Origin of the sequence: Hymenobacter aranciens, from assembly GCF_030580865.1 — a bacterium.
GTDB classification, from domain to species: Bacteria; Bacteroidota; Bacteroidia; order Cytophagales; family Hymenobacteraceae; genus Hymenobacter; species Hymenobacter aranciens.
Genome location: NZ_JAUQSY010000003.1, coordinates 224,932 through 238,280, shown reverse-complemented (window position 1 = coordinate 238,280; position 13,349 = coordinate 224,932). Strand labels below are relative to the sequence as shown.

The following is a 13,349-nucleotide window of genomic DNA, read 5'->3' as shown; positions in this document are numbered from 1 at the left end:
GTAAATAGTCGTCGGAAGGGGTTTTTCACGGGGTTTCACCGGTTATCAAAAGCGCGGGCGCAAGGAGTGGGCCAAAGGCGGCGGGGGTGACAAGTTGGCACAAGCAGTTTTCCCATTAGTTTTACCGGATGGCCACAAATATCAGTCTTGCCCAAAAACTGTGTGTATTGCTCATAGTGCATCAGGAATCAGTTTATAATGAATCCGCTAACAACTACGAGCCCGCTAATAGCTACCAGCTCGTTCGTTGGCTGTCTAGGTTATTTGGTATCATCAGCTTTGATTCGGTCAAATACCTTGTCCAAATTGAGCTCTTAGACACAAACGATGACGGAGCGTCACAATTCAGCGAGTATTGGCTGACCGAAGCAGGTTTGCAGTTCCTGCAACTACATAAAAACAGTGCATTCCAAATAATTCAGGAAGCTGGGCACATCAAAGACGATTACAGCCGCTCTACAACAGAACTATTTATTTCCAGAATTGAGCAATAAGTCTACTCATGCAACGCCTTCCAAATCATGTCTTTCAGCTGCACGATGTTCTTGTTCGTGAGGCTGGAAATGAAAATCGTGGGCGGCATATCGGCTGGTAATGAAGCGCGCATCTCGGCTTCCAGCTCCTCATCCAGCATGTCGGTTTTGGCGATGGCCAGCAGGCGCTTCTTGTCCAGCAGTTCGGGGTTAAACTGTTGCAGCTCGCCTAGCAGGATGCCGTACTCGGCGGCGATGTCGGGCGAGTCGCAGCTTATCATGAACAGCAGCATCGAGTTGCGCTCGATATGGCGCAGGAAGCGGGTGCCCAGGCCTTTGCCCTCGGCCGCGCCTTCGATGATGCCGGGAATGTCGGCCATCACGAACGATTTGTAGTCGCGGTAGGCCACCACGCCCAGGTTGGGCACGAGGGTAGTGAAGGCGTAATCGGCAATTTTCGGCTTCGCGGCCGACACCACCGAAAGCAGCGTGCTCTTGCCCGCGTTAGGGAAGCCCACCAGGCCCACGTCGGCCAGCAGCTTCAGCTCCAGAATCAATTGCTCCTCGATGCCGGGCTCGCCGGGCTGGGCGTAGTCGGGGGCCTGGTTGGTGGCCGACTTGAAGTGGTCGTTGCCGAGGCCGCCGCGCCCGCCGGGCACCATGATGATGCGCTGGCCGTGTTCGGTGATTTCGAGGCGCTGCTCGCCCGATTCGACTTCGCGGGCGATGGTGCCCAGCGGCACTTGCAGGATAATATCCTCGCCCTGCGCGCCGGTGCGGTTGTTTTCGCCGCCGCCCTCACCGTCTTTAGCAAACACGTGCTTCTGATATTGCAGGTGCAGCAGCGTCCAGAGCTGCGAGTTGCCTTCGAGGATGATGTGGCCGCCGCGGCCGCCGTCGCCGCCGTCGGGGCCGCCGTTGGGCAGGCCCTTGGCCCGGAAATAGTGGCGCGAGCCCGCCCCGCCCTTGCCCGAGCGGCAGGTGAGCTTGACGTAGTCGATGAAGTTATTGGAGGCCATTTTTTGAGTTATGAGTTTTGAATTACGAGTTATGAGTTGGCAGGATGGCCCTTAAAAAAGCGAGTTATGAATTCCGGCCTGTTCGCCGAAACTCATAACTCGTAATTCAAAACTCATAACTCTAAAAGCCTACGCTTTTACTTCTTTCGTCGCCTCAGCGGGCGTTTCAGCCGCGGCCGGTTTGTGCTTGTCAATCAGGCCACAAATCTGGCCGAAGATGCTTTCAATCTCACCGATGCCGTTGAGGGCGTGGAACTTCTTCTGCTCAGCGTAGTAGCCAGCCACTTGGGCGGTTTCGGTGTTGTACACCGTCACGCGGCGGCGGATTTTGCTTTCGTCCTGGTCGTCGGGGCGGCCGCTGGTTTTGCCGCGCTCCAGCAGGCGCTTCACCAGTTCCTCCTCCCCTACTTCGAGGGCAATCATGCAGTTGATTTTCTCGTCGTGCTTGGCCAACAGTTCGTCGAGGCTCCGGGCCTGGGGCACCGTGCGCGGGAAGCCGTCGAAGATAAAGCCACCGGCGTTGGGATTGTCCTGCAGGGCATTGTCAATCATGCCGATTACCACTTCATCGGGCACAAGCAGGCCTTCGTCCATGAGCTTTTTGGCCCGGATGCCAAGGTCGGTGCCCTGGGCAATCTGGGCGCGCAGCAGGTCGCCGGTGCTCAGGTGAACGAGGTTGTAACGGGCAATCAGCTTCTGGCTCTGGGTGCCTTTACCGGCGCCGGGAGGGCCGAAGAGGACGATGTTCAGCATGAAATAGGGAGAGTTTTTTAGCGGCGTTAGGCAAGATAAGCAGGCTACGGCAAAACCGGGTTACACGGCCACGTACACGTCGGGCAGGTTGCGGCCGAGGCCGTCGTAGTCGAGGCCGTAGCCCACTACGAAATCGTTGGGAATTTCCTTAGCTACGTAGTTGAGAGTAAGCTCGTGGCGCAGGCTTTCGGGCTTGAAAAACAGCGTGGCAATGACCACCGACGCCGGGCCCTGCGACTGCAACTTAGGCACGAGGTGGTGCATGGTAGTGCCGGTATCCACGATGTCTTCGACAACGATGAGGTCGCGGCCCTGCACTTCCTCGCGCAAGCCCAGCACTTCTTTCACCATGCCGCTGCTTTCGGTGCCTTCGTACGACGATACCCGGATGAAAACCACCTCGCAGGGCAGCGTGATGTACTTCAGCAAATCGGAGGCAAACATGAAGCCGCCCGTGAGCACCACCACGAAAAGCGGCTGCCGGCCGGCATAATCCGCATTGATGCGAGCAGCCAGATTTTCAACAGCTTCTGCCAATTGCGAGGCAGACAGATACGGCTGAAAATCTTTGCCGTGAAGCGTAATAAGGGACGAGCCCATGCGTGAGGGTGTAGCGGATTGGGGTGCAAAGGTACGGCATAGCGGGTCAGGGTTAGACCGCAAGCCCGGAATTAAACAGGTTGTATTCGTCGCATTTTAGTCTGCTATCGACGCGGTCTGGAAGTTTGTAAAAATCGAATGCGATATAGAAACGCAATATTTTGCGTCTCGTCGTTGGCTTCGCTGACCTTCGTTTGAACAGAATCGGCTCGGTAGCGCGAACAATGATACACAAAGCATTGCGTCTCTACTGCACAAAAAAGGCTGCCATCTCTGGCAGCCTTTTCTCCTTTTCTACACTGAAGACAGTTCAATGGGCTTACCGCGCCTGCCGCAGGGCCGAATAGATGAACTTCGCGGCCGTCGGAGCCACGTTCACAGCGTAGCGTACCTTGGGGTGGTTGGCAAACTCTACACGCAGTTTTTCCGAGCGCACCGGGGCCACGCCGCGCTCACCACCGTGCTCGGCAATGTGGGGCGCAATTACCAGCGATACAATGCTCATCAGCTTGATGAGGATGTTCATGCTGGGGCCGGAAGTGTCCTTGAAGGGGTCGCCAACGGTGTCGCCGGTTACCGAGGCCTTGTGGGCGTCGGAGCCTTTGAACTCCATTTTGCCATTCACCATCACGCCTTTCTCAAAGGACTTTTTGGCGTTGTCCCAGGCGCCACCGGCGTTGCTCTGGAACATGGCCATCAGCACACCGCTCACCGTGACGCCGGCCAGCAGGCCGCCCAGCACGCGGGGGCCGAATAGGAAGCCCACGAGGATGGGCGTAATGATGGCAATGGCGCCCGGCAGAATCATCTCGCGGATGGCAGCCTGGGTTGAAATAGCCACGCACTTCTCGTATTCCGGCCGGCCCGTGCCTTGCATGATGCCGGGAATTTCGCGGAACTGGCGGCGCACTTCCTGCACCATGGCCATGGCGGCCCGGCCCACAGCCGAAATCGCCAGCGCTGAGAACACAAACGGAATCATGGCACCCACGAACAATCCCGCCAGCACGTTAGCATCGCTAATGTCGATGCTGGTGATGTGGGCCGTGCCCATGAAAGCGGCGAACAGAGCCAGCGAAGTCAACGCCGCCGAGGCAATGGCGAAGCCTTTGCCGGTGGCGGCGGTGGTGTTGCCCACGGCGTCAAGAATGTCGGTACGCTCACGCACTTCCTTGGGCAGCTCACTCATTTCGGCGATGCCGCCGGCGTTGTCGGCAATAGGGCCGAAGGCGTCGATGGCCAGCTGCATGGCGGTGGTGGCCATCATGCCAGCAGCGGCAATGGCTACGCCATAGAGGCCGGCAAACTTGAAGCTCATGACGATACCGGCGGCCAACACGAGGATGGGCAGCACGGTGCTGTGCATCCCCACGGCCAGCCCGCCGATAACGGTGGTGGCATGACCGGTGCTGCTTTGCTGCACAATGCTCATTACCGGGCCCTTACCCATGGCAGTATAATACTCAGTGATGATACTCATCAATGTGCCTACAATGAGGCCAACTACTACGGCGTAGAAGACGTGCATGCCGTCGAATATCTGGCCGCGGATTTCAAAGTCGCCAGCAGGCAGAATCCACTTAATGAGCAAGTAAGCCCCAACTGCCGATACGGCCACCGAAATGTAGTTGCCCAGGTTGAGGGCGCCCTGTACGTTACCGCCTTCCTTCACCCGCACGCACAGGATGCCGATGAGCGAAGCCAGGATGCCCATGCCGGCAATGGCCATCGGCAGGAAAATAGCCGAAAGGCCATTAAAGTTGTCGCGCATCAGCGGAGCGCCGATGGAAGTCATTTCGCGGCCCAGTACCATAGTAGCCAGAATAGTAGCGACGTAGGAGCCGAACAAGTCGGCCCCCATGCCGGCTACGTCGCCCACGTTGTCGCCCACGTTATCGGCGATGGTGGCAGGGTTGCGGGGGTCGTCTTCGGGGATGCCGGCTTCTACCTTGCCCACGAGGTCGGCCCCTACGTCGGCCGCCTTGGTGTAGATGCCGCCGCCCACGCGGGCGAAGAGGGCGATGCTTTCAGCGCCGAGCGAGAAGCCGGTGAGTACCTCCAGGGCGCGCTCCATGTCGATGCCGGCGGCGTTGCCGCCCACGTTGAGCACAAAAATCTGGTAGAACACGATGAACAGCGAGCCCAGGCCCAGCACGGCCAAGCCGGCCACACCCATGCCCATCACCGAGCCGCCCGAGAACGACACGTTCAGGGCCTTGCTGAGGCTGGTTTTGGCGGCCTGGGCGGTGCGCACGTTGGCCTTGGTGGCGATTTTCATCCCGATGTAGCCGGCCAGGGCCGAGAACACCGCACCAATGAGGAAGGCAATGACGATAACCGGGCTGGATTTCTCACCCGTGTAGCCCAGATAGAACAAAAAGCAGCCAGCGATGACGCCAAACAGCGCCAGCACTTTGTATTCGGCTTTGAGGAAGGCGATGGCCCCATCGGCAATGTAGCCGGCGATGGTGGTCATGCGCGCATCGCCAGCGTCTTGCTTGGCCACCCAGCCGGCGCGTAGCCAGGTGTAAATCAAGGCAAACAGGCCCAGAGCGGGCACCGCGTAGAGGTATGGGGTCATCAGGTGGGATTGGTGTGAGGTAAGAAAAGAGTTTAGAACCAACAAAAAGCCGATGCCCCGCAGGCACAGGACGTAACGGCAAAGCTGGCAAATAAAGCTCGTACTGCCTATACTTTCCGAAAAAAGTTAATCGATACCCGCTCGGTGCACCAGTACAGCGCGTAGCACGCCAGGGTCACGACCGGAATAGCCAGCCAGTAGTATCGGGTATAGAATACCAGGTCGCCGGTGAGGGCTACCAGCAGGCCGCCACACAACAGCAACAGCGGGAAGTGGTACAGATACAGCGAGAAGCTGAAGATACCGATGGGATGAAAAATCCGCAGCAGCCAGTTGCGCGGCGACACTCGCCCGGCCAGCAGCGCCGATACCGCCAGCACGGCCAGCAAGCTGGCGTCGACGCCGGAAAGAATGCGCATTTTGAGAATAGCCAAGCCGATAAGCCCCGCAAACAGCCCCAGCATGCTGCTCCACAGCAGCCAGCCGGGCACGCGCCGGAACCGTTCCAGCCACTTGGTGCGCACTACTACGTCGTGCAACGCCGCTCCCAGGGCAAAATAGGCGTTGTAAGACGCAAAAAAGCCGGTGAAGTCGTTTAAGGGATAGTTTTGGGTGATGGCTACTGCTCCCAACAGGTAGAGTAGCAACGAGACAACGTAATAGGCCCGGATGCGCCAGAAGGCCAGCGGTACCAGCGCATAGAACATTGCCTCGGGCAGCAGCGACCAATACACTTCGTTGTAACCCAAAAATATATGCCCCTGCACGGGCATGAATAGCAGTACCCGGCCCGCTCCTACCAGGTCGAGGTGGCGGAGGGCATTCCAGGCTTCGAGCAAGGCGCTGTTTAGCTCGCGGCTATTGGCAATGGTAAGCATCTGCGGCACGAAATGCGCCAGCCCTGCCAACACCCCTACCGCCAGCAGCACCGAAAACAGGTAGGGCGGATAAATCCGCACAATCCGGTTCAGGTAGAAAGCCAGGGGGGCGCGGTGCTTGCGCAGTTGGGCGTAGCGAATGAAAAAGCCCGACAGCACAAAAAAGAAAATCACCATCTCGTAGCCCGCCGAGCTGAGCATGTCCAGCGCAAAAGCCAAGTACTGCCCGATGTTCCAGCTGGCCCGGGGAAACACGTTCAGGTATTCGCGCCCACCGGCCCACAGGATAAACTTAGCGTGATACACGACCACGTAGAAGGCACAGAAGCCGCGCAGGCAATGCAGGATGTCGAGTTCCTGATAAGTTAGCAGTCTGACGGGCTGCGCGTCGGTAGCAGTAGAAACGTTAGTAGAAATGGTAGCCGGCATTTGTTATAATGCTGATAAAACACGTAAAGATAAGCCCATCCTTACAACTCCCGCAGCAGCACCTGATACAACGCCAGCATACTGGCAATGTCGCGCTTGTCGACCAGCTCGTCGGGCGAGTGCACGTGGTCTTCGGGGGCACCCACGAAGCACCAGTCCCAGGGGGCGGCGGCGTGCTGCAGCTCCTTGGCATCGGAACCACCGCTGCCTTCTACTTCCAGCTGGTGGGCGATGCCCGATGCGGCGGCAATGGCCCGAATACGGTCCACATAAGCCCGGCGCGGAATGAGCGAGTCGCGCAGCGAGATGGCGCAGCCTTGGCCCGCGTGTACGCCTTCGGTGACCCAGGTAATGTCGGAAATCAGGGCCTGGCGTACGCCGTAGGTTTCGTGGATAAACCTGGCCAGATAGGCTACCGAGCCGCCGCCGTGCTCTTCCCAGCAGCTGAAGGCGATGATGCCGTGCTCCAGCGTCTCGCAGAGGCGCAGGGCGTTCCACACGCCCAAGCGGTTGTCCATATAGCAGCTTTGGACGGTGGTTTCGGTTTCGCGGAAGTCGCAGTAAAACGTCAGCTCAGTGCCCCGGTCGATGTCGCGGTGGAACGCGTAGCCCAGCTCACCGGTTTCTTCATCCACCGTCAGCGTACAGTCAATTTCCCCTTGCGAATCCTTGCCTACCAGGCGGTAGCCCGCTTCAGCCCGCGGCCCGCCGATGCGCACCAGCTGCCGCCCATAGCGCACCGTGAAGCCAATGCTGTCGAGGTGGGCAAACACGGCCGTGCGCGGCTGCCCGAATACCAGCAGAATGCAATCCTGAAACCGCTCGTCGGCGATAATCTGGGGTTGGTGCTGCCATTCGGCCTGGTGCTGGCGCACGTAGTCGAGCACGAAACGGGAAAGGGCCGCCTCGTTGCCGGCGGGCGCAGGGAGTTGGCAGAGCGTATGGAGCAATTGCATAAAAGCGGGGATTTTCAGCCAAAGCTAGGGCAAAGTCCGTACTTTAGTAGCCCCGTTTGCCGTGCTGTGCGGCTGGCCGGGCGGTGGCCTTTGGCTGCGTCAGGCTTTCTCCCTATGCTCCGTTCCCTACTTTGCTTTTTTCTGCTGGCTCTGACGATGCCACTGCTCGGGCAGGCGCAGCCCACTGATACTGTGCGCGTGCCCGTGATGCCCACGGTGCAGCTCGATACGGTGAGCGTGGCGCCGTCGGCCGTGGATACCAAAGGCTGGCTGCTGCTCGACAAAGACATTCAGCTGGAGCTGGAAGGTGCGGTGCGCAATCTGTACAATTTCAAGTACGACAAGGCCGAGAAGCAATTCCGCTCGCTGCGGCGGCGCTATCCCAACCATCCGATGCCTTATTTTCTGCTGGGTTTGAGCACTTGGTGGAAGATTATGCCCACCAACATCCAGACCAAGCAGTACGACCGCACCTTTTTTGCCTACATGGACACCACCATCACGCTGGCGGAGAAGATGTACGACAAAGACAACAACAACTACGAGGCCAGCTTTTTCCTCTCGGCCGGCTACGGTTTCGATGCCCGCCTCAATGCCGAGCGTCACAACTGGCGTAAGGCTACCGTCAGCAGCAAGCGGGCCCTCAACGCCCTCAAAAAAAGCCAGGAAGCCAACGGCCTGAGCCCGGAATTTCTCTTCGGGCAGGCGCTGTTTAATTATTACGCCATCTGGATTCCGGAAAATTATCCGCTGCTCAAGCCCGTGCTGCTGCTCTTCCCCAAAGGCGATGCCAAGCTGGGCTTGCAGCAGCTGCGCAGCGTAGCCAACAACGGTTTCTACACCGGCACCGAGGCCCGCGTATTCCTGATGCGCATCCTCAAAAACGAGGAAAACAACGCCGAAGAAGCCATGCCGGTGGCCCGCTACCTGGCCACCACCTACCCCGACAACGGTTATTTCCAGCGTTTCTACGCTCTGCTCACCTACGACCAGGGCGAGTTCACTGAATGCGAGCGGGTAAGCCGGGATATTCTGGAAAAGATTAACCTGGGTATGCCGGGCTACGAAGCCATCAGTGGGCGCTATGCCAGCTATTTCTTGGGCTACCTCATGCAGCATCGCTACCGCGACATTGCCAAGGCCAAGGATTATTACCTGCGCTGCATCGTGTTTGCCGAAAGCAGCGGCGACACGGCCGGCGGCTTCTACTTATTCTCAAACGTGAACCTGGCGCGGCTGGCCGACCGGGACAAGGACTATACAGCTGGCCGACGGTACTATACGGTAGTGAAAGACAAAGCCGACCACAAATCGGAGCAATACAAGGAGGCCAAAGACTGGCTGAAGAAACACCCGAAATAACCGTACTATATGGAGGTTAAAGATATATTTCTGACCCCGCTATTTCTACTCATATTTTACCTCATTGCCTTCGCCGTCCGGCCGGGGGTCACTAACTCCTATACCCGAAAATATTTTATCCCTGCCTTGAGTCTGAAGTTTCTCGGCGCCATTGCGGTTGGGGTTATCTACCAGTTTTACTACCGGGGTGGCGATACCTACAATTACTTCTATCACTCATCGGTTATTTATGACGCCCTCACTACTGATTTTGGTGTTGGCTTAAAGCTGATAATGACCAGCGGCGGCCTGATGGACCCTAAGCTGGCGCCGTACTACGAGCAGATGTACTGGTACCAGGAGGGCTCACAGGAGTACCTTATTTCGCGTATATCCGCCGTTTTCGGGCTTTTCAACTACCACACTTATACCGTTATTGCCCTGATGTTTGCGGGCGTTAGCTTCAGTGGTATCTGGGCATTCTATATCACGTTCGTGAAGCTCCGCCCGGGCATGTATAAGCAGCTGGCAATAGCTTTGTTCTTCGTGCCGTCTTTGTTTTTCTGGGGTTCCGGGCTGGGAAAAGACTCGCTCTGCATCGGGGCTCTGGGATGGGTATTCTACGCATTCTACCGGGGCGCCATTCAGCGGCGCAGAATGCTGCAGTCGGCCATTATCGGGGTTTTCGCCGCTTATGCCATCTTCCTGATTAAGGTGTACATCCTGCTGTGCTTCTTGCCGGCCGCGCTGCTGTGGGTATTTAATGAAAACAGTAGCCGCATCAAAAACTCGGTGATTCGCTGGGTATCGAAGCCCTTGTTTTTTGCGGTGGGGGGGGCCCTAGCATTTTATGCCGCCACTACCCTCACCAAAGGCGACGACCACTACGACGTGGAAAAAATTGGAGAACGCAGCAAAATCACCGCCGATTACATCTACAGCGTGAGTGTGCAGCAGGAAGGCTCAGGCTACAAGCTGGGCGAGCTTGACGGCACTATCGGGGGCATGGCCAAGCTGGCACCGATGGCCATTATTACCTCCTTGTACCGCCCTTTTCTGTGGGAAGCCAAGAACCCGGTAATGCTGCTTTCGGCGCTGGAAGCCATGTACTTCCTGGTATTTACCCTGCGTATCTTTTTCAGGGTTGGCTTCTTCAAAACGCTGCGATTTATTACCACCACCCCGGTGCTCTCGCTGTCGTTTCTCTTTTCGCTGATTTTTGCGGCCTCGGTGGGCGTTTCCACCTCCAACTTCGGCACCCTGGTACGGTATAAGATACCACTGATTCCGTTCTACTTATCCGCCCTATACATTCTGGACGACATCACGAAGGAAAGCGCCAGGAATGCCAAGCGCGAAAGGGCTACCCAGCGAGCCTTGGAGGCCGCTTAGCGTGGATTTAGCGGGTACCGTTGCGCTGGCGGTTGGCGCGGTACTCGGCCCAGGTGGGGTGCGACCACAGGCGTGACTGCCCCTCGGGCGCCGGCCGTAGCTGGATGGTGCCTGCCAGGGCCGCCCGCACGGCATCTTTCAATAACGGCAGCCCGGCAATAAGCTGCAGCAGCGGGTAAGTGGTGAAGTTGTCGGCCGGGCCGGGCTCAATAAGTGCCTGAGCAATAATGCCACCGGTATCAATGCCGGCATCTACCAAATGTACGGAAACGCCGCAGTGCGCGGCGTCGTCGTTGGCCAGGGCCCAGTAGCCGCCGTGTACGCCGCGGTAGAGCGGTGTGATGCCCGCGTGGGTATTGACAAACGGGCATGGCACGCTGGTGAGTACGCGCTTGGCAATGATGCGCGTACCATTAACCACCACTACGTCAGGATTTAATTCCTGGAGCTTGGCAATGCACTCCGGCGCATTTACTGATGATACGGAAATGGTGCGGTCGGCGGGCAGGGGCTGGTCGTTGAGGTGATGCGCTTGCTTGAGCTCGCGCAAACGCGGCTGCGAGGTGCGGCCTAGCGGCCCGGAAATCAGCAGCTTGAAGGCAATCTGGCCCAGCACGGTGGGCCAGCCCAGCTTTTCGGCCCGGCGCTTCAGCAGCTGCTTCTGGCTCACCGGTGTTTCGACAATGATGCGGTGGACGCCAAACTCGGCGTCGAGGGCGTGAAACAGAATATCGGTCGACTCGCCGGGACCGGCAAGGAGCACGATTTTTTTACCGGCAAACTCGGCAGAAGCACTCATACGGAAGCAGATAGAGAGTGAAGACGGTCGGCCACTTCGGCCATGCTCAGGCTTTGCATACCGTAGCGGGCCTGCAGGCGCCGGAAATGCTCGGCAATGCGCCGCAGCACCGCCATGTTTTCGGTCAGGTTCTGGCCAAAGTTATGCGGGTGCCACCACAGGTGAAACACCTCTCCGCGTTTGGCAGCCTGTTCCATCCCGTTCAGAATGCGCCGCAAACGCAAGCCTTCCAAGGCTTTGAAGCGCCCCGACCAGGGCCGCAGGAAACGGCTGGCGGGGATGTTGTAGGGAAAGCTGCGGCCCATATCGACCCAGCTGGCCGTGTGGCGGCCCGAGAGGTTGACGTACGCATCGAGCAGGCGGGCACCACGCTTGTACAGGGCCTGCTGCTCTTCGCTGCGCTCCTTATAAATCCACGACTGCTCGTTGCCCCGGTAGCTGGTGATACCGGCTTCCTGACATGCTTCCAGGTAGTTAACATTATACTGGTTGCGCGGAAAAACCAGGCTTTTCAGCTCCAGGCCCTGCTCGGCGGCCGTCTGAACGAAGGCCTGCAAATCGTGCCGGAAGGCTTCGGGCGTCTGGCCGCGCTCCAGGCAGTAGTAGTGGCAAAAGGTGTGCGAGGCCATTTCCTGGCCCGGCGTGGCTACAATCTGCTGAATCAGCGAATGCCCGAAGTGGTAAGGGTCGTGGGCCTCATCCTCCCCTACTGCGTCGAGGGCCAGGTAGGGCGACAGGTTGGGGTCGGCGTACTGGGGCTGCACGGCGGGCAGGTGGGCTAGTAGCTCAGCCTTGGTGCGGAAAAACAGCAGCCCCACCGTGGCCCAGGTGGCGTGCAGGCCGTATTCGGCAAACAGCTCCAGCATGGCCGGCACGGCCTGCCGCACACCCAGCAGGTGCGGACCATACTGCGCCAGGGTTTGCTGGTCGCGTACGCCCCAGTTTATCTCAAAATCGAGGGAGATGACGAGGGCACCGGGCGGCTCGGGAGTAGGAATGGAATTGGCCATGAGCTAAAGCGGAAGGTGGACCGTAGCGGCCAGTTTACTGAAACAGGTGCAGAAAGTTCTGTGTGTTGGACGCCACTGAATAGCGCTCCACAATGGTGCGCCTAGCGGCCGCCCCCTGCCGGCTGCGTTCGGCTTGGCTGGCCAGCAGCTGGCGCAGGGCCTGGTACCATTCATCGTCGGTAGCGCACACGAAACCGTTGACGCCTTCCTGCACCACTTCGGTGTTCATGCCCACCGGCGACACCAGCGCTGGCATACCCAACGACATGTATTGCAGGGCTTTAAACGCACATTTACCCCGGGCCCAGGGGTCATCAACCAGGGGCATCAGCCCGAGGTTGAACTGCAGCAAATCGGCAATTTCGGTTTGCTTGCGCCAGGGCGAGAAGCGCAGGCTGCGCAAACCGGTGTGGGTAGGCGGCTCGTTGGAAATAACATGAAACACAAACTCCTGGCCTTCGGCCTCCAGCCGTTCCAGCACGGGCCACACCAAGTCGAGGTGACGCAGAGTAGTATGGGTGCCGGTCCAGCCGATGACGGGCGGGCCGGCCTGCTTCTGGTCGCGCACCTGGTTGTGCAGCAAGTCGGTATCGAGGGTGGTGGGGTTCACCACTACATTCTGGCTGAACTGCCGGGCGTAGTCGGCCAGATAAGTATTGCCGCAGCTCACCTTATAAGCCCAGCGGCAGATGCTGCCCACCTTCTGCTGCCATTTCAGGCGGCTAATAAAGGTTTGCTCGCCAGCCGGGTCCTTCATCCAGATGGCGTCGTCAAAATCGTAGATAATTTTCTTGCGCAGCACTTTGGCAATCACCCACTCAAAAACCGGCGGCCCGATGGGCGCCGCCTCGCGGTGGATGAAGATAAAGTCGTAGCCCGGCACGGCAAACAGCAGCAGCAAGCGCCGCCACAGCCCGCCCAGAATGCCCAGCACCTTGGCCACGGTGTGCCCGGGCTTGTAGAGAATAGCCCAGGTGGCCTCGCTCAGAAATGGGGCCATGCGGTAGCGATGGCCCTGCGCCGTAAGCGCCGTCAGGTATTGCTCGAAGCGGAAGCGCTGCGAGGGCGCCCGGCCCGGCGGGTACGGAACGATGAAGAGGATGTTAGCCATGCGCCCT

12 protein-coding genes are annotated in these 13,349 nt (G+C 58.5%); 3 read left to right on the top strand and 9 right to left on the bottom strand.

What is annotated here, in order from left to right; genetic code table 11:
• Positions 1 to 128: 128 nt before the first annotated feature.
• Positions 129 to 494, top strand: coding sequence for a hypothetical protein (locus Q5H93_RS05515; RefSeq protein WP_305005500.1), 366 nt, complete (start codon positions 129 to 131; stop codon positions 492 to 494).
• Between the two features lie 2 nt (positions 495 to 496).
• Here Q5H93_RS05515 and obgE read toward each other — a convergent pair whose 3' ends face one another.
• The 6 genes from obgE to Q5H93_RS05485 all read right to left on the bottom strand — a co-directional run bounded on the left by obgE (position 497) and on the right by Q5H93_RS05485 (position 7,689).
• Positions 497 to 1,492, bottom strand: coding sequence for a GTPase ObgE (gene obgE, locus Q5H93_RS05510; protein WP_305005499.1), 996 nt, complete (start codon positions 1,490 to 1,492; stop codon positions 497 to 499).
• A 129-nt stretch (positions 1,493 to 1,621) separates the two neighbouring features.
• On the bottom strand, positions 1,622 to 2,245 hold the full coding sequence (locus Q5H93_RS05505; protein WP_305005498.1) for an adenylate kinase: 624 nt from the start codon (positions 2,243 to 2,245) through the stop codon (positions 1,622 to 1,624).
• A 60-nt stretch (positions 2,246 to 2,305) separates the two neighbouring features.
• Complete coding sequence (gene hpt, locus Q5H93_RS05500) at positions 2,306 to 2,845, bottom strand: hypoxanthine phosphoribosyltransferase (RefSeq protein ID WP_305005497.1); 540 nt, start codon at positions 2,843 to 2,845, stop codon at positions 2,306 to 2,308.
• Between the two features lie 319 nt (positions 2,846 to 3,164).
• The gene (locus Q5H93_RS05495) at positions 3,165 to 5,426 is read right to left on the bottom strand and encodes a sodium-translocating pyrophosphatase (protein ID WP_305005496.1); all 2,262 of its coding nucleotides are present in this window, start codon (positions 5,424 to 5,426) and stop codon (positions 3,165 to 3,167) included.
• Between the two features lie 107 nt (positions 5,427 to 5,533).
• Positions 5,534 to 6,733, bottom strand: a complete 1,200-nt coding sequence (locus Q5H93_RS05490) for an acyltransferase family protein (RefSeq protein WP_305005495.1) — start codon at positions 6,731 to 6,733, stop codon at positions 5,534 to 5,536.
• 41 nt (positions 6,734 to 6,774) lie between these two features.
• Positions 6,775 to 7,689, bottom strand: a complete 915-nt coding sequence (locus Q5H93_RS05485; protein WP_305005494.1) for a M20/M25/M40 family metallo-hydrolase — start codon at positions 7,687 to 7,689, stop codon at positions 6,775 to 6,777.
• Positions 7,690 to 7,803: 114 nt separating this feature from the next.
• Here Q5H93_RS05485 and Q5H93_RS05480 point away from each other — a divergent pair, with 114 nt between their 5' ends.
• Both Q5H93_RS05480 and Q5H93_RS05475 read left to right on the top strand, forming a co-directional pair.
• A complete protein-coding gene (locus tag Q5H93_RS05480) occupies positions 7,804 to 9,051 on the top strand; it encodes a tol-pal system protein YbgF (RefSeq protein ID WP_305005493.1) in 1,248 nt (415 codons plus the stop codon).
• Positions 9,052 to 9,177: 126 nt separating this feature from the next.
• Positions 9,178 to 10,422, top strand: coding sequence for a hypothetical protein (locus Q5H93_RS05475; RefSeq protein WP_305005492.1), 1,245 nt, complete (start codon positions 9,178 to 9,180; stop codon positions 10,420 to 10,422).
• Positions 10,423 to 10,429: 7 nt separating this feature from the next.
• On the opposite strand, the gene Q5H93_RS05470 is transcribed toward Q5H93_RS05475, so the two are convergent.
• Genes Q5H93_RS05470 through Q5H93_RS05460 form a run of 3 tightly spaced genes read right to left on the bottom strand, consistent with a single transcriptional unit; the run spans position 10,430 to position 13,342 of the window.
• A complete protein-coding gene (locus tag Q5H93_RS05470; RefSeq protein ID WP_305005491.1) occupies positions 10,430 to 11,221 on the bottom strand; it encodes a formyl transferase in 792 nt (263 codons plus the stop codon).
• Entirely contained in the window at positions 11,218 to 12,231 is a 1,014-nt protein-coding gene (locus Q5H93_RS05465; RefSeq protein WP_305005490.1) for a polysaccharide deacetylase family protein, read from the bottom strand. Before Q5H93_RS05465 ends, Q5H93_RS05470 begins: the two co-directional genes overlap by 4 nt.
• 34 nt (positions 12,232 to 12,265) lie before the next feature.
• The gene (locus tag Q5H93_RS05460; RefSeq protein ID WP_305005489.1) at positions 12,266 to 13,342 is read right to left on the bottom strand and encodes a glycosyltransferase family 4 protein; all 1,077 of its coding nucleotides are present in this window, start codon (positions 13,340 to 13,342) and stop codon (positions 12,266 to 12,268) included.
• Positions 13,343 to 13,349 lie beyond the last annotated feature (7 nt).